Below are 21,735 nucleotides of genomic sequence, written 5' to 3' on the forward strand. Positions count from 1 at the left end.
GCTACATGCACCAACCCTAAACAGCTGTCTAAAATCTTTCTACCTACCAAGAACCGGCTCTACTCAGATGATCCGGCTGTGCCCCGCTTACACCTTTATAGGAATATCTCTACCTGCACCAAACCCTGAAAGATACAATTTTCAGGTTAATTCTGCCTGCTTAAATTAAGTGTCATTTTCGCTCCTTACGCAGCGCTTCCAGCTCCGCCGGAGTTAGCTTTTTCGTATTCGAATATCCCTGTAAATACCATGACAGGATAGAGGTTGACTTCCTAAAGCATTCCAGCACCTCAACCCAACTGAACTCAGGAAATTTTAAATCAGTCGCAGAAATCTCAAACTCGATAGTTCCAACCTCATCTCCAATACCAGAGATAGAATCGATCATGTGCGAGCCTGAAAAATGCACATACCCACAGAGGTTTTTGTAAACATCGGGAAGCCACGGATACTCATCTTTATGAGTCTCAACGAGAAATGCATCTGATAGCTTTTGTTTTCCATCTCTCGCCTTTATCTTGTTGATTGGCGTCCCTTTCATTACATTGAGAGCAAATTCATGCGGATCGGGTACAAGCCAGGCGGCAGAGAATCGTAGAGCCGTGTCTATATGCATCCGCAACAGCGAGCGCGCACAAACCATATTCCATGTACGGACCATTGATTCGAGTGCACTTGAAGTACTAATACTTCGTTTTATGGCGGCGAAGACCATCCAGTCTAATGGATACATAGGGCTACCAGAAGGACCCATAACATCCATGCCGAATTTAATTAACGTATTCTTGTCCCGCTCCAGCTCCTGCAGCAGAGCTTCGACATTAACACTCTGTGGAGGGAATTTATTATCCATACTTAAATTTCCACGATTGAAATTCTGGTCGACGCAGCCCAGTCCACTAAAAGAAAATCGCGATAGGCGTTACTCCCCTAGACTAGCAGTAGATCCCCGAGCGCTCAGTAACTAACCGAGCACACCGGGATACTTTTAGGGATATAATTGCGCTATAAAGCAAAAAAACCTCAATAAAAACAATATCTTGAGATGAAGTTCGACTCCTGGTGCCGCACCATACGTAGTACTCAAGAGGCTCACCGAAAGGTGGGCCTTTTTTGTTTTGGCTGCGAGATGTGACTCAGATGGCGAATTCCCCCAACCTTGCGCAAGGCGTTGTGCATTCAGCTATGGCGTTCTCAAAGGCGTTCCGGCAAACCCCTCCGCGATGGTTTGCGTTCGGCCTATTCTCCATGTTCCCCACGAACTGCTGTGAATTCGCGAGTTTGCTGCTGGCGTGGTTTCTATGCGAGGGACACGAGGGCATTACCATCGACGTGGTAACGGGTGAGTTGAAGGAAGATAGGGAGCAACGGCACATCTGGCTGAGACTCGAAGGGTACAATCTGGATATCACCGCCGACCAATTCGATGCAGCTCTTCCTCACACGCTCATCACCCAACCCGGGGGGTGGCATGAGAGATACGCAGTGATTCACGCGGCGCCATTCCAAAGGGATTTTCACGAAGACTATGGGGATGATTGCAGGCAAGACATCATCGACGACTATAGGGCCTTGGCACATAACGCACGGGCGCGATGCAGCAAAATGTAGCCCGGAACCTGAAAAGCCACGCCGCAACCGCGGTGGTTCAGCCCAAGTACGATTCGAATCCGGCAGCTCGTGCGGCTTGCGCAAACCACCCCGCCGTGCCCTCAGTCACGCCGTACAATCACGTGACATTTCTTTTGCAAATCCTTACACACCGTGCAATGCACCCTCAGCGGCTAGAACCCGCAGCGGGCCTTGACGGGAGGGAGTAAGTGATTTGCTGCCCCGATTTCACCTCCCCCTCTCATCAGCACGGTGCCAAACTACCTTGCAAAACTGCGCAGCACTGCATACCCTTGCGCACAACACACCCGCCATGCCTATGGTTGCCTCGGCAGCTATGCACAAATTGAGCGGGTTTTTTTTACCTGGCCGTTTTGCATGAAGCCCTTCCAAAAACCTGCCATCGACATTCCTGCGCAGCTGGCTCTGCTCAAACAACGGGGCTTGAGCATTCAGGATGAAGCCAAGGCGCATTGCTTTCTCGAAGCAGTCAGCTTCTTTCGCCTGACGCCCTACATGCGCCCCTTCCAGATTCCGGAAGATGCTGACCACGCTTTCAAAGCCGGCACCCGACTACGCGACCTCACCCGTTTGTACGACTTCGATCGACGCTTGCGCCTGCTCGTCATCGATGCCATCGAGCGCATCGAAGTCGCCGCACGCGCCGCAATCAGCAACCACATGGGACCGACCCACGGTGCTCACTGGTATCTCCAGCGCCAATTGTTTCAAAGCAGCTATCGACATCCGGAGCTGCTGGACAGCATTCGCAGCAAGCAGGACAAGGCACGCCAGGATCATCAGCGCGAATGTCGGCGCATCGATGCCTCTAAGGCATCCACAGGACGCAAAGAGCAGCTGAAAAACCTACGCGCCAAGGAAAGCTATGCCCGCCACTATGCGCTGACCTATGACGCGCCAGGCCTGATGCCCGCTTGGGCCGCCATGGAAGAAATCACCCTAGGGGACCTCTCGCACTTATTCAAAGGCCTGGCGCGAGACGCAGACAGGAAAGCCATTGCCCGCCGCCTGGAACTACCTGGCCCGTTGCTGCAGTCCTGGCTCCATACCCTGACCACCATCCGCAACATCTGCGCGCACCATGCGCGGCTGTGGAACCGCGAGCTGGGCATTCGACCTGAGCTGCCAAAGACAGTCACCTTTCCCTGGCCGCAGCATCTGCAAGAGCCTGGGCAACACACACGGGTGTTTACCGTGTTGTGCATGCTCAACCTGTTGATGCGCCGGGTCAGCCCACACACCAGCTGGGATAGGCGATTGCATGATTTACTGGCGGACTTTCCAGAAACCAACCTGCGAGCGATGGGCTTTCCCCCCGACTGGCAGCAAGACCCATTCTGGCAATTGTCCAACTGAAGCTCGTATCGGCTGGGCCCTACCTGGGCGGCGCTGAACGGCAACAACCTGTTCGACAAGAAGTACCACCAGACCATCGGCGCCACCGACCGCAACAACTGGTATGGCGAGCCGCGCAACTACATGCTGACCCTGCGCGGCACCTTCTGACCCATCGCCCCTGAAGCAGAACGTCGCGATCATAGGAGAGCCGCTAACGCCCCCGATCGAACGCGAACACATGGCAAGCCGGTTCTGCTGCACAGCCTGGCCGGCATCAGGGCTGTGCAGCTCGCAGAGGGTCCGACTGAGGTCGCTCGCAGGCCCAGAAGTCCACGGCGGCGACGTCCTGCTTCGGTGGTCCCAGCCAGTCCGACAACCATTGGCATCGGCCAGTGGCACACACCTGGTAATCGCCAGCCTCGGGCGTGCGTCCGGCGCGCAGGGGTTGCAAGGGTGGCAGTTGCCGATGGTAATGCCAGGCACCATCACGCAGGCGGGCATCGTCCGGGATGTCCATGCCTGCGCCATTACCGCGCACGCGCGCCTCGCCCAGGACCAAGCCTGCAGGCGTCACCTGGTAATCCTCCTCCCAGCGGATCTTCTCGATGCTGTGCTGCCAGGCCAGGGTGAAGTCGTGCAGCGGCAGGCTGACCCAGACCACCCCCGCGAGCCCAATGCACAAGCTGGTCATGCCGGCTGCTGGGTAGGCGGACGCTGTCGCCAGCAATGCCAGCCCAGCACGATCGCCCCCAGGGCGAAGCCCGCTTCGTCGCTGATAGGCAGCGCAAGGATCAACGACACACCAGCGGCAAATGCCAACAGGCGCTCCCACCAGGGCATGGGCCCTCGCAGGTGGCCGATCGAGGCACAGCCCCAGAGCGTCACCGCGAACATGGCCTTGACCAGCATGTACAGGGTGGCGCTCCAGCTGTCGCCCTGCATCATCAGCGCCGGATCGTATACCGCCATGAACGGCACGACGAACCCGGCCAGTGCGATGCGCACTGCCCAGATGCTGATCAGCAGCCCCCTTTCCTTGGCGATGGGCGCGGCGGCGAAACATGCCAGCGCCACCGGCGGGGTAAGGTCGGCGAGGATGCCGAAGTAGAACACGAACATGTGCGAGACGATCAGCGGCACCCCAAGCTCCAGCAAGGCCGGGGCGGCAATGGAGCTGGTGATGATGTAGTTGGGAATGGTCGGGATGCCCATGCCCAGCACCAGGCAGGTGAACATGGTCAGCACCAACGACAAGAACAGGTTGTCGCGCCCCAAGTCCAGAATGTAGCCGGCAAAGGTAGTGGCCAGGCCAGTCAGCGAGATGACGCCAATGATCACCCCGACCAGTGTGCAGGCGATGCCCACCGGTACCGCATGGCGCGCGCCCTCGACCAGTGCCATGACACAAGCGCGAAGCGTCGCCCGGCCGCCCTGGACGAAGCAGCACGCCAAAGCGAGTGCGGCGATCACCAGCAGGATGACGCCGATGCCCATGCGGAAGAAACCCGAGCAAAGCACACCCAGGGCGATCCAGAAGGCCACCCGCAGCCAGGTCTTGCCAGCGCGCAGGATAATCGCCGAGCCCAGGATGACGATGGCTGTCAGGGCCAGCCCGACCATTCCCGAATACAGCGGCGTGCGCCCGGAGAACAGCAAGACCACCAGGATGATGAGCGGCACCAGCAGGAACCAACGCTCACGCAACGCCCCCCAGGCGCTTGGGCACTGCTCGCGTGGCAGGCCGTGCAACTGGCTGCGCCGGGCCTCCAGATGGACCATCCAGTAGACCGAGCCGAAATACAGCAAGGCCGGGATCAGCGCCGCCTTGGCCACCTCGGCGTAAGGCACGTTGATCGTCTCGGCCATGATGAAAGCCACTGCCCCCATGACCGGCGGCATCAGCTGGCTCCCCATGCTGGCCGTCGCCTCGACGCCACCGGCAAAGGCTGGCGCGTACCCAAAGCGCTTCATCAGGGGGATGGTGAACTGACCGGTGGTGACCACATTGGCGACTCCGGAGCCGGTAATGGTGCCCATCAGCGCCGAGGAAAACACCGAGACCTTGGCCGGGCCACCGCTGCGGTGGCCGAACAGCCCCATCGCGAAATCGGTGAACAGACGGATCATCCCCGCCTGCTCGAGGAAGGCACCGAACAGGATGAACAGGTAGATGTAGGTGGCCGACACATAGGTCGGCGTACCGTAGAGCCCCTCGGTACCGAAGGCCAGTTGGTTGACCATCTGGTCCAGGCCGTAGCCCCGGTGAGCCAGCTCGCCCGGCAGGTACTGGCCGAACACGCCATAGGCCAGGAACAACGCACAGATGATCGGCAGGGCAATGCCCATGACACGTCGCGCCGCCTCGAACACCAGGCCGATCAGCACCAGCCCGATCACCAGGTCGCCTGTGGTCAGCTCGCCAGAGCGCTGGATCAGCTCACCTTCGAAATACCACTGGTAAAACGCGGTGCCCATGCCCGCGAGCCCCAGCAGCCAGGCCATGGGCTGCCAGGGCCGGCGATGGCCGGCGAGCGGGTAGCTCAGGTATACGACCAGAAGCAGGAACCCCACATGGACCGCCCGCAGTACCTGGGTGGAGATCAACGGGAAGGCCGCGGTGGCGACCTGGAAGATCGAAAACGCCAGGGCGACGGCGAAGAGAGTGGCAGGCCATCGATCGGTGCTGGCCTGCAGGCCTTGGGTGGTATCGCTCATGCGCTGCTCCCACGGTTCGACGATGGTTTCAGGGGAGCAGGTTCTTTTCCTTGTAGTAACGCTCCGCGCCAGGATGCAGGGGGATCGGCAGGTTCGTCGCGGCATTTTCCACGCGGATGTCCTTCGCCGCGGCATGGGCCGTGACTAGTCGCGGGAGGTTTTCGAAGATCAGCTTGGTCATCTGGTAGGCCTGGTCGTCGCTGATGCCTTCATGGGTGACCAGGATGTTGTTGATGGCTGCGGTAGGTACCTCGGCGTCCTGCCCATCGTAGGTCCCGGCGGGGATAGCGGCCTGCTGGTAGGCGTTGTTGCCGATCTTGGCCACCACATCGGCGGGAATGGGCACGAACACCACCGGCAAGGTGGCAGCCAGGTCGCGGATAGCTGCCTGGCCGAGCCCGGAGGACTGCAGCGTGGCGTCGAGCTGGCGGTTCTTGATCAGTTCGACGGACTCGGCATAGGGCAGGTATTCGACCTTACCCATGTCCTGGTAGCTGAGCCCTGCGGCCTTGAAGATGGCGCGGGCGTTGAGTTCGGTGCCGGACTTGGGCGCGCCCACCGAGATGCGCTTGCCCTTGAGGTCATCCAGGGATTCGATCCCCGACTCCTTGCTGGCGACGATCTGGATGTAGTTGGGGTAGGTACCGGCGATGGCCCGCAGCTTCTTCAACGGCGTCTTGAAACCCGCCTCGGCGTCGCCTTTCCAGGCATCGGCCACCGAGTCACCGAGCGCGAAAGCCAGCTCCCCCCGCCCGGCTTGCAGGAGATTGAGGTTCTCCACCGAGGCCTTGGTGGCCTGGACCGAGGTCTTGCTGCCCTCGATGCCATGGCTGTAGATCTGCGATATCCCCACACCGATGGGGTAATAGACACCGCTGGTGCCGCCCGTGAGGATGTTGATGAAGGTGGGCGCGGCCTGGGCCGTGGCGCAGACGGCAAAAACGGTGCTGGCCAATGCCAGTCGAAGGGCTCGGTTCATGGCGAAGTCTCCACTTATTGTTCTTTTTCCTGCGCCAATAAACCTAGAACGAATCGGCAGGTCCTGCCCAGCTTTTGCGATCGACACTCGCCAGCCCTACGCGAAAGGCCTCTCTAATCGGGCTGTCTTGCAGCCCGCCAGCATCTGGCCAGTTCGTACAAACCCTATCCCCCGCTGGCATTCATGAACCGCAGCACCTGCACCTCATCGCTGTCGAACCGGTGCCGGGCAGGCTTGCGCAGCACGGCCTGGCGTATCGCCTCGAGCACGGGCGCGTCATCACCAGGATGACGCCGCAGCAGCCCGCGCAGGTCCAGCGCGTGCTCATGGCCCAGGCACAGCAGCAGGCGCCCCTCGGCGGTCATGCGCACGCGGTTGCAGGTGTCGCAGAAGTGCTGGCTGATCGGCGAGATGAAACCGATGCGCGTACCAGGATGCCCGCTCACCCGCACGTAACGGGCAGGGCCGCCGCTCTGCTCGGCGCTGTCGATCAGTGCATGGCGTTCGGCGATGCGCTCGCGCACCCAGGTGCTGGCGCAATAGCTTTCGTGGCGTGAGCGGCCCACGTCCCCCAGCGGCATTTCCTCGATGAAGCTGATATCCAGGCCGTGGGCGATGGCGAACTCGACCAAGGCGGGCACTTCGTCGCTATTGCGACCGTGCATCACCACGGTGTTGAGCTTGATGGCGGCAAAACCTGCCGAGCATGCCGCCTCGATGCCGCGCAGCACACAGTCGAGCTCACCGGTGCGGGTGATGGCACGGAAGCGCTTGGGGTCGAGGGTGTCGAGGCTGATGTTGAGGCGCTTGACGCCAGCCTGGGCCAACGGATGGGCCAGTTTGGCCAGTTGCGAGCCGTTGCTGGTCATCACCAGTTCGCGCAGGCCCGGCAGCGTCGCGATACGCTCGCACAGGCCGACGATGCCAGGGCGCACCAGCGGCTCGCCGCCGGTGAGGCGGATCTTGCGCACGCCCTGGCTGACGAACAGCCGCGCCACACGCTCGATTTCTTCCAGGCTCAGCACCTGCTGGCGGGGAAGGAAATGCATGTGTTCGGCCATGCAGTAGACGCAGCGCAAATCGCAGCGGTCGGTGACCGAGATGCGCAGGTAGTCGATTTTCCGGCCGTGGCCGTCGAGCAGCGGGGTGTTCATTCGGAGAGTCCTTGGGGCTGCCTGGCAGCCCATCGCCGGCAAACCCACGAAGAGGCGCGCAAAACGCTATTGAACCAACGGCGAATCCGCGCCATCGAGCAAGATGCCGCGGATATCAGCCTGGCCGACCAGGTTCTTGAGGTACTGCGCCACCGCCACCTGCCACACGCGCTGATCGAGCTCGGCACGAATCGCCTTGTGCACCACCGCGAACGGCAACGCACGGCCTTCGACACGCTGGTCGACCCACACCAGGTGCACGCCATAGCGGCTTTCCAGCGGCTGCTGCGCCAGCCCTGGCGGCAGGCGCAGCAGTTGCCGCTCGAACTCAGGCACGGTCTGCCCCAGGCTGATCTGCCCCAGCGCCCCGCCCTGCTCTTTCGACGGGCACCCCGAATGGGCCAGCGCCAGCTCGGCGAAGCGCGCGCCATCCTCGGCCAGCTGGGCGATCAGGCATTCGCCCAAGGCCCTGGCGTGGCTGCGCGCCTCGGCATCGTCCGGGGCGCAGGCCAGCAGGATATGCCGCACGGCCAGCAGCGGCGCGCTGGTGTAGCGTTCGCGGTTGTTGTCGTAGTAGTGCCGGCAAATGGCTTCGTCGGCACCCGGCAGTTGCAGCTCCTGCTCGATCAGCATCCGGGTCAGCGCCTCTTCCTCGCTTTCGCCCTGCGCGCACTGCGCCTGCAAGCCCAGTTGCGCGATGCGCTGGCGCAGCAGTTCACGCACCACCAACGCCTGGCTGGCCAGGAAGATCGCCTCCTCGCGGCTCGGCGCCGGGTGGTACTGCAGCTCGCGGGCGATCGCCGCCCCTTCGAGGGCCACGCCATTGACCGTGATACGCGGCCACTGCAGCTCGCTGGTCGCGATCAGCGTCGCGGCATCCGGCAGCTGCTCGTGGGTATTTGCAATGCCCATGTTCGGGCCTCCTTCATCCAGTGCGGGGGCTCGCGCCCCCACGGTCATCAACCTTTCTGGCGCACGATCTGGTAGCGCCGGCCCAGGTACCACACCGGCGCGCTGACGAAATGCACCAGGCGGGTAAAGGGGAACAGCACGAACAGGGTCAGGCCGAGGAACACGTGCAGCTTGTACACCAGGCCCACCTGGGCGATCGCTGCGGCCGCCCGTTGCGGTTGCAAGGTCACGGTGTACTGCGCCCAGTCGGCCAGCATCACCATCACCGAGCTGTCCAGGTGCTGGGTGGACGCGACGATGGTCAGCAGGCCGAGCGACAGCTGGGTCAGCAACACCACCAGGATCAGGATGTCGGAGACGCTCGAGCTGGCGCGTACCCGTGGGTTGAACAGGCGCCGATGCAGCAACATCACCAGGCCGATGAAGCACAGCACGCCGAAGAAACCACCCGACACCATGGCCAGCAACTGCTTCTCGGCAGTGCCGATGACATGGTGGTACACCGCTTCGGGCGTCAGCAGGCCGACGAAGTGGCCGGCGAGGATGAACAGTACGCCGACGTGGAACAGGTTGCTGGCGATGCGCATGTAGCGCCGGTCGGCCGGGGTCTGGCTGAAGATCTGGCTGGAGCCGGCCTTCCAGCTGTACTGCGACAGGTCGAAGCGCGCCCAACTGCCGACCAGGCAGATGGCCAGGGCGATGTACGGGTAGACCCCGAACACCAGCAGATCGACGTTAGACATTGCGCACCTCCCGAGCCTGGGCATCCGCCCCCTCATGCTTGAAATCCACCCAGTGCAACGGCACCGGCACCTCCTCGCGCGCCTTGCCAGGCGCACGTGGCTGGCTGGCGCAGCGCTCCTGCTGCTCGGCCTTGAGAAAGTCCACGGCCTCTTCCTCCCAGACCTTGTCCATCGCTTCCAACGAGTCGTCGCGTGGCTCGTCGGCCACGCGTTCGCGGGCAGCCTCCATGACCTGGCCCGGTTGCACCCCGGCGATCTGCAACAGGGCCCGGAAACACGCCGCGTAGCGGCTGCCCCGCTCCTCCAGGCGCGCAGTCAGCAGTGCCAGCAGGTGCGCTACATCGGCCAGGCCCTCGCGGGCGCCCAGGTCGTCGCAGGTCGCGAGGTACTCCAGGTACAGCGGGATGTAGTCCGGCAGCTCGCGCACGCCGATGGCAAAGCCGGCGGCTTCGTACTGGGCCATCAGGTCGACCATGGCCTGGCCACGGTCGCGGGACTCGCCATGCACGTGCTCGAACAGCAGCAGGGACAACGCCCGGCCCCGTTCGAACAGCGCGTCGTAGCGCTCCTGGACATCCATTGGCTCGGCGCCGGTCAGTTCGTCGAGCAGGCAGCGCAACGCCGCGCGCTGGGCGGGGCTGATCTGGCGGGCGGCGTCGATCGCCTGGGCCAGCTCGGCACGGGCCTGCCACAGCGGCGCCTCGGGGTAGTCGAGCAGCAGGGAAATCACCTTGAGAATGCGCATGTTCATTTCTCCCACAGCTGGACGGTCTTGAGCACATCGCGGCGGTTGGCCTTCTTCGCCCCGAACAGGTTGATGTCGGAGCTGCCGCCACACCCGCTGCCAAAGCTGAAGCCGCAGCCGGAACGCTCGGCGAAGGCGTCGCTCATGGCCTCCTCGCGGTGCGCCGAGGGCACGACGTAGCGGTCTTCGTAGTTGGCGATGGCCAGGTAGCGGTACATGTCCTCGCACTGGGCCTGGGTCAGGCCGACCGAGGCCAGCACGTCCAGGTCGCGCACGCCGTCCACCTGCTCGGCGCGTTTGTAGGCGCGCATCGCCAGCAGGCGCTTGAGGGCCAGGCGCACCGGCGCTTCGTCGCCGGCGGTGAGCAGGTTGGCCAGGTAGCGCACCGGGATGCGCAGGCTGTCGACATCGGGCAGCACGCCATCCAGGCTCACGCTGCCGGCAGCGGCGGCGTTCTGGATCGGCGACAGCGGCGGCACGTACCAGACCATCGGCAGGGTGCGGTACTCCGGGTGCAGCGGCAGGGCCAGTTGCCAGTCCACCGCCAGCTTGTACACCGGCGACTGCTGCGCCGCCTCGATCACCGACATCGGCACGCCATCCTTCAGGGCCTGCTCGATGACCTGCGGATCGTTAGGGTCGAGGAACATCTCCAGTTGCTTGCGGTACAGGTCCTGCTCGCCTGGGGTGCTGGCCACCTCGTGGATGCGGTCGGCGTCGTACAGCAGCACGCCGAGGTAGCGAATACGCCCGACGCAGGTTTCCGAACACACCGTGGGCATGCCCGCCTCGATGCGCGGGTAGCAGAAGATGCACTTCTCGGACTTGCCGCTCTTCCAGTTGAAATAGATCTTCTTGTACGGGCAGCCGCTGATGCACATGCGCCAGCCACGGCATTTCTCCTGGTCGATCAGGACGATGCCGTCTTCCTCGCGCTTGTAGATCGCCCCGCTGGGGCAAGACGCCGCGCAGGCGGGGTTCAGGCAGTGCTCGCACAGGCGCGGCAGGTACATCATGAAGGTGTTCTCGTACTCCCCGTAGATGTCGGCCTGGACCTGGTCGAAGTTCTTGTCCTTGCGCCGCTTGGCGAACTCGGTGCCGAGGATCTCCTCCCAGTTCGGCCCCCACTCGATCTTCTCCATGCGCTGGCCAGACACCAGCGAACGCGGCCGCGCCACCGGCTGGTGCTTGGCCTGCGGCGCGCTGTGCAGGTGCTGGTAGTCGAAGTCGAACGGCTCGTAGTAGTCGTCGATGGCCGGCAGGTCGGGGTTGGCGAAGATATTCGCCAGCACCCGGAACTTGCCGCCGATGCGCGGGTTGATCGAGCCATCGCGGTTACGCACCCAACCGCCTTTCCACTTGTCCTGGTTCTCCCATTCCTTGGGGTAGCCGATACCGGGCTTGCTCTCGACGTTGTTGAACCAGGCGTATTCCATGCCTTCGCGGCTGGTCCAGACGTTCTTGCAGGTGATCGAGCAGGTGTGGCAGCCGATGCACTTGTCCAGGTTCAGGACCATGCCGACTTGCGATCGAATCTTCATGGCTATCTCCTCAGAGGTCGTTGGGCAGTGGCTGTGGCAGGGCATCGCCGCCCAAGTCACCGACATCGGTGCCATCGAGCCAGTCGACCTTGCTCATCTTGCGCACCACGACGAACTCGTCGCGGTTGCAGCCGACCGTGCCGTAGTAGTTGAAACCGTAGGCCTGCTGGGCATAGCCACCGATCATGTGGGTGGGCTTGAGCACCACGCGGGTCACCGAGTTGTGGTGGCCGCCGCGGGTCTTGGTGCTCTCGGCACCAGGCACGTTCACGATGCGCTCCTGGGCGTGGTACATCATCGCCATGCCCTCCTTGACCCGCTGGCTGACCACCGCACGGGCAGTGAGCGCACCGTTGGCGTTGAAGCACTCGATCCAGTCGTTGTCCTCGATGCCGACCTTCTTCGCGTCGATCTCCGAGAGCCACACGATCGGCCCGCCACGGCTCAAGGTGAGCATGATCAGGTTGTCGCTGTAGGTGCTGTGGATGCCCCACTTCTGGTGCGGGGTGATCCAGTTGAGCGCGATCTCCGGGTTGCCGTTGGGCTTCTTGCCCTTCACGTAGTCCACGGTGCGGGTGTCGATCGGTGGGCGATAGCTTTGCAACTGCTCGCCGAAGGCCTGCATCCACGGGTGGTCCTGGTAGAACTGCTGGCGGCCGGTGAGGGTGCGCCAGGGGATCAGCTCGTGGACGTTGGTGTAGCCGGCGTTGTAGCTCACGTGCTCGTCCTCCAGGCCCGACCAGGTGGGGCTGGAGATGATCTTGCGCGGCTGCGCCTGGATATCGCGGAAGCGGATCGCCTCATGCGCCTTGGGCACGGCCAGGTGGCTGTGGTCGCGGCCGGTGAACGCCGACAGCGCGGCCCAGGCCTTCACCGCCACATGGCCGTTGGTTTCCGGCGCCAGGCTGAGGATCACTTCGGCGGCGTCGATGGCCGACTCGATCTTCGGCCGGCCCTGGCTCACGCCTTCGTCACGCACGGTATGGTTGAGCTCGGCGAGGAACTCCACCTCGTGCTCGGTGTTCCAGTTGATGCCCTTGCCGCCGTTGCCAAGCGTGTCGAGCAGCGGGCCGAGGGAGGTGAACTTCTTGTAGGTGGCCGGGTAGTCGCGCTCGACCACGGTCATGTTCGGGCAGTTCAGGCCCGGCACCGGCGCCACGCCTTCGGTCTTCCAGTCGCTGCCGCCGAACGGCTGGGCCAGCTCGCCGGGGGTGTCGTGCAGCAGCGGCACGGTGACCAGGTCCTGCTCGACACCCAGCTGGCCTTCGCTCATGGCCGAGAACGCCTTGGCGATGCCCTTGTAGATCTCCCAGTCCGAACGCGCTTCCCAGGCCGGGTCGATGGCGGCGGACAGCGGATGGATGAACGGGTGCATGTCCGAGGTGTTCATGTCGTCCTTCTCGTACCAGGTCGCGGTCGGCAGGACGATGTCGGAGTACATGCAGGTCGAGGACATGCGAAAGTCCAGGGTGGTGACCAGGTCGAGCTTGCCGATGGCACCTTCCTCCACCCACTCGGCTTCGCTCGGCTTGACGCCGCCGCGCTTGCCCAGGTCTTCGTTCATCACGCCGTTGCGGGTGCCGAGCAGGTACTTGAGCATGTACTCATGGCCCTTGCCGGAGCTGCCCAGCAGGTTCGAGCGCCAGATGAACAGGTTGCGCGGGAAGTTGGCCGGGTTGTCCGGCTGCTCGCAGGCAAAGCGCAGGGAGCCGTCCTGCAGCGACGTGAGCACGTAGTCCTGCGGCGTCATGCCGGCCGCGGCGGCATCGCGGGTGATCTGCAGCGGGTTGCGGTTGAGCTGCGGCGCGCTGGGCAGCCAGCCGGCACGCTCGGCGCGGATGTTGTAGTCGAGCATGTGCTCGGGGAACTGCGACTTGTCGGCCAACGGCGAGAGCACTTCGTGGATGCTCATCTTCTCGTGGCGCCACTGCGAGCTGTGGTTGTAGAAGAAGCTGGTGCCGTTCATCTGCCGGGGCGGACGGCTCCAGTCCAGGCCGAAGGCCAGCGGCAGCCAGCCGCACTGCGGGCGCAGCTTCTCCTGGCCGACATAGTGGGCCCAGCCGCCACCGGTCTGGCCGACGCAACCGCAGAGCATGAGCATGTTGATCAGCCCGCGGTAGTTCATGTCCATGTGGTACCAGTGGTTCATCGCCGCTCCGACGATGATCATGCTGCGGCCATGGGTCTTGTCGGCGTTGTCGGCGAACTCGCGGGCAACCTGGATGGCCTTTTCGCGCGACACGCCGGTGATGCGCTCCTGCCAGGCCGGGGTGCCCGGCACGCTGGCGTCGTCGTAGCTGCTGGCCACGTTGGCGCCACCCAGGCCACGGTCGATGCCGAGGTTGGCGGCCATCAGGTCGAACACCGTGGCGACCTTGGCCTGGCGGCCGTCGGCCAGGGTCAGGGTGCGCACCGGCACACGGCGCAGCTGGACCTCGTCGCCCGGGGCGGCGGCGAAGTGTTCGTGGTACTGGCCACCGAAGTAAGGGAAGGCCACTTCGGCGACATCGCCGTCGCCGATCAGGCTCAGGCGCAAGTCGGTGCTGCGCCCCTCACCGCCCTCGCGGGCCTCGATGTTCCATTTGCCCTTCTCGCCCCAGCGATAACCGATGGCGCCCTGTGGCGAGACCAGCCCGGCGCTGTTGTCGTCGATGGCAATGGTCTTCCACTCGGGGTTGTTGTCCTGGCCCAGGTTGCCAGCCAGGTCCGAGGCCCGCAGGAAACGGTCGGCGCTGTAGCCATCGTCCCGCGCCTGGAGCAGCACCAGCATGGGCAAGTCGGTGTAGCGCTTGGCGTAGCTGCGGAAGTAGTCGCTGGGCGTGTCGAGGTGGAACTCCTTGAAGATCACGTGGGCGAAGGCCTGGGCCAGCGCCGCGTCGGTACCCTGCTTGGGGTTGAGCCAAAGGTCGGTGAGCTTGGCCACCTCGGCGTAGTCCGGGGTGATGGCCACGGTCTTGGTGCCCTTGTAGCGCACCTCGGTGAAGAAGTGCGCATCCGGGGTGCGGGTTTGCGGGACGTTGGAGCCCCAGGCGATGATGTAGTTGGCGTTGTACCAGTCGGCCGACTCCGGCACGTCGGTCTGCTCGCCCCACACCTGCGGCGAGGCCGGCGGCAGGTCGCAGTACCAGTCGTAGAACGACAGGCACACGCCACCGATCAGCGACAGGTAGCGGGCACCGGCGGCGTAGCTGACCATCGACATGGCCGGGATCGGCGAGAAACCCACCACCCGGTCCGGGCCATGCTGCTTGACGGTATGCACGTTGGCCGCGGCGATGATCTCGTTGACTTCGTCCCAGCTCGAACGCACGAAGCCACCCATGCCGCGCTGGCACTTGTACGACTCGGCCTTGGCCGGATCGTCGACGATGCTGGCCCAGGCGTCCACGGGCGCCAGCGTGCGGCGCGCCTCACGCCACAGCTTGAGCAGCGGCTTGCGCACCTTGGGGTATTTCAGGCGGTTGGCGCTGTAGATGTACCAGCTGTAGCTGGCACCGCGCGGGCAGCCGCGTGGCTCGTGGTTGGGCAGGTCGCTGCGGGTACGCGGGTAGTCGGTCTGCTGGGTTTCCCAGGTGATCAGGCCGTTCTTCACGTAGATCTTCCAGGAGCACGACCCGGTGCAGTTCACCCCATGGGTGGAACGCACGATCTTGTCGTACTGCCAACGCGAACGGTAGACGTTCTCCCAGTCGCGGGACTCCTGGCGGGTCTCGCCGTGGCCATCGGCGAACTCACCCTGCTTGCGCTTGAAGAAGCGCATCTGGTCGAGTAGGTGGCTCATGTTCTGTTCCTCTCAGGCTGAGCGCGGTGGCCCGCGCTCGTGGTCAAGTCGTCGGGCTCGGTCAGCAAGGGGTCTCGGCGCCTTTGCGCGAGTACCACCACCAGGTCACCAGGATGCAGCTGACGTAGTAGGCGATGAACGCGTACAGGGCCGCTTCCGGCCCCCCAGTCAGGGCCAGGGAGCTGCCGAAGCTCTTGGGGATGAAGAAGCCGCCGAAGGCGCCGACGGCGGAGCTAAAGCCCAGCACCGCGGCCGACTCCTTGCCCGCCTCGCGCAGGACCCGCTCGCGTTCGGCCGGCTGGGCCTTGGCGCTGGCGCGTTCGTGCAGGGTGCGGAAGATCACCGGGATCATGCGGAAGGTGGAGCCGTTGCCGATGCCGGTGGTGACGAACAGCACCATGAACATGCTGAGAAAGCCGAAGAAGTGCCCCGCCTCACCTTCGCCGGGCAGGAAGGCGATGACCCCAAGCACGGCGGCGATCATCAGCACGAAGTTCCACAGGGTCACCCGCGCCCCGCCAAGCTTGTCCGAGATCCAGCCACCCAGTGGCCGCGCCAGGGCCCCGACCAAGGGGCCGAGGAAAGCGAACTGAAGCGCATTGACCTCAGGGAAGGCGGTCTTGATCAGCAGCGGGAAGGCGGCGGCAAAACCGATGAACGAGCCGAAGGTGGCCAGGTACAGCCAGCACATCAGCCAATTGTGCTTGCGCTTGAAGATCACCGCCTGCTCGGAGAACGAGGCGCTGGCGCATTTGAGGTCATTCATGCCGAACCAGGCGGCGAGGGTCACCAGGATGATCAACGGCACCCAGACCAGGCCGGCGTTCTGCAGCCACATCGCCCCGCCATCGGCCAGTTCGCTCGGCTCGCCACCGGCGGCGCCGAACAGGCCCACGCCGATGACCAGCGGCACCAGGAACTGCATCCCGGACACCCCCAAATTGCCCAACCCGGCATTCAGGCCCAGGGCCGTGCCCTGCTGCGCCTTGGGGAAGAAGAAGCTGATGTTGGACATCGACGAGGCGAAGTTGCCGCCGCCGAAGCCGCACAGCAGCGCGATGATCACGAACACGCTGTAGGGCGTGGCGGTGTCCTGCAGCGCCACGCCCATCCACACGGCCGGCAGCAGCAGCGAAGCGGTGCTCAGCGCGGTCCAGCGGCGGCCGCCGAACACCGGCACGATGAACGCATAGAACACCCGCAAGGCCGCACCGGACAGGCCCGGCAGCGCCGCCAGCCAGAACAGCTGGTCGGTGGTGAAGGCAAAGCCTGCGACGTTCATGCGCACGATCACCGTGCTCCATACCATCCACATGGCGAAGGCCAGGAACAGCGCGGCGATGGAGATCCACAGGTTGCGGCTGGCGATGGCCTTGCCGGTGGCGCCCCAGAACTGCGGGTCTTCCGGACGCCAGTCTTCGATCACTGGCCCCGGCTGGAGCGCACCGCCCACAGCGGGGTTGTTGGATGCCGACATGATCAGTCTCCTCGAGGTTTCAGGAATCGGAACGGGGGGTGCCGAGGACGGGTGTCCGACGGACTTCGCTGAGGTACATCCAGATCAGCGAGACCCAGACCACGCCGTACAGCAGCATGAAGTTGGAACTGCGCACGCCGGTCAGGTCGACCAGCGCGCCGAACAGGATCGGCAGGACGAAGCCGCCCAGGCCGCCGGCCAGGCCGACGATGCCGGACACCGCTCCCATGCGCTCCGGGAACTCGTCGGCGATGTACTTGAACACCGAGGCCTTGCCGAAGGCCCAGGCGACACCGACGACGAACATCAACAGGGTGAACACCCAGGCGTTGAGGCCGATGTGGAAGGTGCGCGGGCCGTCGACGGTGTGCAGGGTGAGGTCGGTCTGCGGGTACGACAGCAAGAACAGGCACACCCAGCTCACCCACAGCACCCACCAGGTCACGCTGTGCGCGCCCCAGCGGTCCGACATCCAGCCGCCCAGCGCACGCAGCACGCCGCCCGGCAGCGAGAAACAGGCGGCCAGCAGCGCAGCGCCCTGCAGGCTGAAGCCGTATTCGGCGACGTAGTACTGGGTCATCCACAGGGCCAGGGCAACGTAGCCGCCGAAGACGATCGAGTAGTACTGGCAGTAACGCCAGACGCGGGGGTCCTTGAGGGTGGCGAGTTGCTCGCGCAGGGACACGCTGGCCGCCACCCGGTGCGACTTGTCGTCGAAGGTGAAGCACCAGAACAGCAGCGCGGTGACCAGCAGGATCGCCGCGAATGCCTTCGGCACCATCTGCCAGCCGGCAGCGACGATGATCGCCGGGGCGAGGAACTTGGTCAGCGCCGAGCCGGCGTTGCCGGCGCCGAAGATGCCCATGGCCAGCCCCTGCCTGGACGCGTCGAACCACTTGGCGACGTAGGCGATGCCTACCGAGAACGAACCACCGGCAAGGCCGACGAACAGGCCCAGGACGAGGAACTGCCAGTACGCGGTCGCATGGCCGATCAGGTAGATCGGCAACACGCAGGCCAGCATCAGCACGAAGAACACGATGCGCCCGCCGAAGCGGTCGCCCAGCATGCCCAGCGGCAGGCGCACCAACGAGCCACTGAGCACCGGCGTGGCGGCCAGCAGGCCGAATTGGGTTTCGTTGAGGTCGAGCAGATCCTTGATAGGCACCCCCAGCACCGCGAACATCATCCACACCATGAAACAGACGGTGAACGCGGTCGTGCTCATCCCGAGCACCAGCCCCTGTTGTACCTTGCGTTGCATGAACGCTCTCCAGGGCGACTTGTCCAGCGCAGGCTAGGAGCATGCCGGCAGGCCACGATTGACCTGCATCAAGGCGGCAGGGGCCGGGGCGGGCTTACCATGGCGGCATCTACCACCAAAGTGGTAGAGCCTTACTTGGCGGTTTAATCCTTTTAAATCAAATAGTTAGTCAATATTGCAGGACGCTTCGCGACGCTACTGGACGGCCTGGGATTCTTTGGAGGTAGCGCGATGCTGAACTGGCTGAAGAGCTCGCTGCCCGCGCGGGCAGGGCTGGCCGTGGTCCTGCTGGCCACCCTCAGCCTGGCCAGCACCTTCAGTGCCGTGCTGATCGCCCGGGTCAGCGAGAACGACGCCGCGGCCATGAACACCGCCGGCTCCCTGCGCATGGCCACCTTCCGCCTCAACTGGCAACTGGCGTCCGATGCCTCGGCCGCCACCCTCGAGCAACTGCGCCAGGACATGCAGCAGCGCCTGGCGAGCCCAACGTTGGCGTACACGCTGCAAGACGGCGACGACAGCCCGGTCGGCAAGGCCTTCTCGAAGGTCCTCGGACAATGGCAAGGTCACTTGCTGCCGGCGCTGGAGGCCAATGACCGGCAATTGTTCCAGCGCGAGGCACAGGTGTTCGTCGACCATCTCGAAGACTTCGTCCTGCAACTGCAGAAACAGAGCGAGCGGCGCCAGGGCTGGCAACAGAACATCCAGGGCGCGGCGCTGCTGATCACCGTGGTCATCCTGCTGGTCGGCCTGTTCGAGCTGCACAGCGGTGTGATCGCACCGCTGCAGGAGCTGGTCCGCGCCACCGAGCGCTTTCGCGCCGGCAAGCTCGATGCGCGCATCCGCTATCGCTCGCGCGACGAACTGGGGCAGATGGCCGATAGCTTCAACGCCATGGCCGAGGCCATCGAACAGTCCCACCGCACGCTGGCTTCGCGGGTCGCGGAGAAAACCCAGGAACTGGCCCAGAGCAACGCCGCCCTCGACCTGCTCTGCCATGCCAGCCGCAGCATCGCCACCCAGCCGACCAGCGCCGAGCACCTGGACGCACTGATCGTCAGCTTCCAGCAACGCCTGCCCGGCCTGCGCCTGTCGCTGTGCCTGCGCGGCGGAGCCGAGGCCGGCCAGGGGCAACTGATCGCCCTGCATGGCGACAACGACACCCGTGAAGTGTGCGCCCCCCAGGACTGCGCCGGTTGCGAACGCCAGCGCCTGGCCAACCGCTTCAGCCTGCAGGTCAGCTCCCAGGGCACCGTGCTCGGCGACCTGCGTGCCCACTTCATCGACGGCCATGCCGCCCACCCATGGGAGCGCGAACTGATCCAGGCCCTGGCCGACCTGATCGGCACCAGCCTGTCGCTGGAAGGCCAGCGCGAGAAGGACAACCGCTTGCTGCTGCTCGACGAGCGCACCACCATCGCCCGCGAGCTGCATGACTCCCTGGCCCAGGCCCTGTCGTACATGAAGCTGCAGGTCAGCCGCCTGCAAACCCTGATCCGCCGTGGCGAGAACGCCGAGCACCTGCTGGTGGTGAGCGATGAACTGCGCGAAGGGCTGAACAATGGCTATCGCCAGTTGCGCGAGCTGCTGACCACCTTCCGCCTGCAGATCCAGGACGGTGGCCTGGAGCAGGCGCTGGAGGACACCGCCCGCGAGTTCGCCGAACGGGGCGCGATGCGCGTACACCTGCAACAGCAGCCGCTGGCCTTCAGCCTCGGCGCCAACGAACAGATCCACGTGCTGCAGATCGCCCGCGAAGCGCTGTCCAACTGCGCCCGCCACGCGCAGGCCAGCGAGGCCTGGGTGCACGTACGCCAGCTGGGCGGCGAGGTCGAGTTGCTGGTGGAGGACGATGGCATCGGCATCCAGCCCGGCTACGACGGCCGCCTGCACCATGGCCTGAACATCATGCAAGAGCGCGCCCGCAGCCTGGGCGGCCAGCTCAGCCTGGCCCCCCGTGAACCCCATGGCACCCAGGTGCGACTACGTTTCGCGCCGAGCTTTTTGCGTCAACCCGAGGTACTCGCATGAACGCTACCGCCCCTCACACCCTGCTGCTGGCCGACGACCACCCGATGATGCGTCGCGCGCTGCGCCAGTTGATCGAGCTGGAGCACGACCTGGTGGTGGTCGGCGAGGCCAACAACGGCCTGGAAGCCTGCGCCCTGGTGGAGCGGCTGCAGCCAGACCTGGTGGTGCTCGACCACAACATGCCTGAGCTCAACGGCGTCGAAGCGCTCAAGCGCCTGCGCGAGCAGGGCTATGCGGGGCGGATCCTGCTGTTCACGGTGTCCGATGCCGAACAGGATGTGAGCGATGCCATGCGCTTCGGTGCCAATGGCTACCTGCTCAAGGACATGGAGCCGGAGCTGCTGATCGACAGGTTGCACGAGGTGCTGGCGGGGGGCCTGGTGGTCAGCCCATCGCTGACCACGGTGCTGGCCCAGGCGCTGCGGGCATCCCACGGCGCCAGCTCGCAGGACCTGACGGACCGGGAGCGGCAGGTGTTGAAGATGATCGCCGGCGGGTTGAGCAACAAGATGATCGGCAACAAGCTGGGGATCACCGAAGGGACGGTGAAGGTGCATGTGAAGAACCTGCTGCACAAGCTGGGGCTGCGCTCGCGGGTGGAGGCGGCGGTCTGGGCGCTGGAGAACCTGCGCTAGGGCCTGCATTCCCGGGGCCGCTTCGCGCCCCATCGCCGGCAAGCCGGCTCCCACAGGGACCGCGGCGACCACATATGATGCGGTTTGCACGGACAATGTGGGAGCCGGCTTGCCGGCGATGGGCTGCAAAGCAGCCCCGGTACCCCGCTCACCCACGGCTCCCGCACACCTCCACGGCCTGCTCGGGCAGGCACTTGAGGTGCGGGACGAAATTGCATGGTCCGGTGCGCCAGTCCAGCTGCTTGCGCAAGATCGCGTCCCAACCGGTGCGGCAAGCGCCCGGAGAACCCGGCAGGCAACACACCAAGGTGCCGTTGCTCAGGCCCGCCAGGGCACGCGACTGGATCGTCGAGGTGCCGATCTCTTCCAGCGAGACCTGCCGGAACAACTCGCCGAAACCTTCCACGACCTTCTCCAGCAAGGGCTCGACAGCCTGGGGCGTGTTGTCGCGGGCCGTGAAGCCCGTGCCACCGGTGAGCAGCACCACCTGCACCTGCGGGTCGGCGATCCAGGCGCACAGGCGGGCGCGGATCTGCCAGGTATCGTCGGGCACCAACGCCCGCTCGTGAAGGATGTGCCCGGCCTCCTCAAGGCCATCGACCAGTGCCTGGCCCGAGCCGTCGTTGGCCAGGGTACGGGTGTCGCTGATGGTCAGCACGGCGATGCGCAGTGCCTGGAATTCGCGGGATGCAAGGTGAGCCATGCTGGCGCCCTCCTCTGGATGACAGCCCGCAGCCTGGGCCAGGCCGAAGCCTGCGCCCATCCCTCGAAGGAGGTACCACCGGGGT

Annotated in this window: 16 protein-coding genes; 3 read left to right on the forward strand and 13 right to left on the reverse strand. The window is 64.3% G+C overall.

Going from position 1 to position 21,735, the window contains the following annotated elements; translation table 11 throughout:
- Nucleotides 1-172 precede the first annotated feature (172 nt).
- Nucleotides 173-853 (reverse strand): hypothetical protein, encoded by a 681-nt coding sequence (locus ACDI39_RS15585; protein ID WP_486536918.1) that lies wholly within the window; start codon nucleotides 851-853, stop codon nucleotides 173-175.
- A gap of 1,136 nt (nucleotides 854-1,989) precedes the next feature.
- Between ACDI39_RS15585 and ACDI39_RS15590 the strand changes: the two genes are divergently transcribed.
- Nucleotides 1,990-2,988 (forward strand): Abi family protein, encoded by a 999-nt coding sequence (locus tag ACDI39_RS15590; RefSeq protein WP_486536919.1) that lies wholly within the window; start codon nucleotides 1,990-1,992, stop codon nucleotides 2,986-2,988.
- A 256-nt stretch (nucleotides 2,989-3,244) separates the two neighbouring features.
- On the opposite strand, the gene ACDI39_RS15595 is transcribed toward ACDI39_RS15590, so the two are convergent.
- The 11 genes from ACDI39_RS15595 to ACDI39_RS15645 all read right to left on the reverse strand — a co-directional run bounded on the left by ACDI39_RS15595 (nucleotide 3,245) and on the right by ACDI39_RS15645 (nucleotide 18,281).
- Nucleotides 3,245-3,661 (reverse strand): DUF1850 domain-containing protein, encoded by a 417-nt coding sequence (locus ACDI39_RS15595; protein WP_486536920.1) that lies wholly within the window; start codon nucleotides 3,659-3,661, stop codon nucleotides 3,245-3,247.
- The gene (locus ACDI39_RS15600) at nucleotides 3,658-5,685 is read right to left on the reverse strand and encodes a TRAP transporter permease (protein WP_225786573.1); all 2,028 of its coding nucleotides are present in this window, start codon (nucleotides 5,683-5,685) and stop codon (nucleotides 3,658-3,660) included. Before ACDI39_RS15600 ends, ACDI39_RS15595 begins: the two co-directional genes overlap by 4 nt.
- Before the next feature lie 28 nt (nucleotides 5,686-5,713).
- The gene (locus ACDI39_RS15605) at nucleotides 5,714-6,664 is read right to left on the reverse strand and encodes a TAXI family TRAP transporter solute-binding subunit (protein ID WP_253080256.1); all 951 of its coding nucleotides are present in this window, start codon (nucleotides 6,662-6,664) and stop codon (nucleotides 5,714-5,716) included.
- 164 nt (nucleotides 6,665-6,828) lie between these two features.
- Nucleotides 6,829-7,818 carry a GTP 3',8-cyclase MoaA gene (gene moaA, locus ACDI39_RS15610; RefSeq protein ID WP_486536921.1) on the reverse strand — a complete coding sequence of 330 codons (990 nt, stop codon included), beginning with the start codon at nucleotides 7,816-7,818 and terminating at the stop codon, nucleotides 6,829-6,831.
- A 66-nt stretch (nucleotides 7,819-7,884) separates the two neighbouring features.
- Nucleotides 7,885-8,730, reverse strand: a complete 846-nt coding sequence (locus ACDI39_RS15615; protein ID WP_253080258.1) for a peptidylprolyl isomerase — start codon at nucleotides 8,728-8,730, stop codon at nucleotides 7,885-7,887.
- A 47-nt stretch (nucleotides 8,731-8,777) separates the two neighbouring features.
- The gene (gene narI / locus ACDI39_RS15620; RefSeq protein WP_486536922.1) at nucleotides 8,778-9,473 is read right to left on the reverse strand and encodes a respiratory nitrate reductase subunit gamma; all 696 of its coding nucleotides are present in this window, start codon (nucleotides 9,471-9,473) and stop codon (nucleotides 8,778-8,780) included.
- Nucleotides 9,466-10,218: a nitrate reductase molybdenum cofactor assembly chaperone gene (gene narJ, locus ACDI39_RS15625; protein ID WP_486536923.1), complete on the reverse strand. Its 753-nt coding sequence runs from the start codon at nucleotides 10,216-10,218 to the stop codon at nucleotides 9,466-9,468. The genes narI and narJ overlap by 8 nt, the downstream gene beginning before the upstream one ends.
- A 2-nt stretch (nucleotides 10,219-10,220) precedes the next feature.
- On the reverse strand, nucleotides 10,221-11,759 hold the full coding sequence (narH, locus tag ACDI39_RS15630; RefSeq protein ID WP_225786579.1) for a nitrate reductase subunit beta: 1,539 nt from the start codon (nucleotides 11,757-11,759) through the stop codon (nucleotides 10,221-10,223).
- 10 nt (nucleotides 11,760-11,769) lie between these two features.
- The gene (locus ACDI39_RS15635) at nucleotides 11,770-15,540 is read right to left on the reverse strand and encodes a nitrate reductase subunit alpha (RefSeq protein ID WP_486536924.1); all 3,771 of its coding nucleotides are present in this window, start codon (nucleotides 15,538-15,540) and stop codon (nucleotides 11,770-11,772) included.
- Between the two features lie 61 nt (nucleotides 15,541-15,601).
- Entirely contained in the window at nucleotides 15,602-17,017 is a 1,416-nt protein-coding gene (locus ACDI39_RS15640) for a NarK family nitrate/nitrite MFS transporter (RefSeq protein ID WP_486536925.1), read from the reverse strand.
- Between the two features lie 19 nt (nucleotides 17,018-17,036).
- Nucleotides 17,037-18,281, reverse strand: coding sequence for an MFS transporter (locus ACDI39_RS15645; RefSeq protein ID WP_225786582.1), 1,245 nt, complete (start codon nucleotides 18,279-18,281; stop codon nucleotides 17,037-17,039).
- 231 nt (nucleotides 18,282-18,512) lie between these two features.
- Here ACDI39_RS15645 and ACDI39_RS15650 point away from each other — a divergent pair, with 231 nt between their 5' ends.
- Together ACDI39_RS15650 and narL are read left to right on the forward strand one after the other, a co-directional pair.
- The gene (locus tag ACDI39_RS15650; protein WP_486536926.1) at nucleotides 18,513-20,312 is read left to right on the forward strand and encodes a HAMP domain-containing protein; all 1,800 of its coding nucleotides are present in this window, start codon (nucleotides 18,513-18,515) and stop codon (nucleotides 20,310-20,312) included.
- Nucleotides 20,309-20,947: a two-component system response regulator NarL gene (gene narL / locus ACDI39_RS15655; protein ID WP_253080263.1), complete on the forward strand. Its 639-nt coding sequence runs from the start codon at nucleotides 20,309-20,311 to the stop codon at nucleotides 20,945-20,947. Before ACDI39_RS15650 ends, narL begins: the two co-directional genes overlap by 4 nt.
- A gap of 148 nt (nucleotides 20,948-21,095) precedes the next feature.
- Here narL and moaB read toward each other — a convergent pair whose 3' ends face one another.
- Complete coding sequence (gene moaB, locus ACDI39_RS15660; protein WP_225786585.1) at nucleotides 21,096-21,650, reverse strand: molybdenum cofactor biosynthesis protein B; 555 nt, start codon at nucleotides 21,648-21,650, stop codon at nucleotides 21,096-21,098.
- Between the last annotated feature and the right edge of the window lie 85 nt (nucleotides 21,651-21,735).

The sequence above is a fragment of the Pseudomonas sp. Tun-23181 genome (assembly GCF_057415455.1).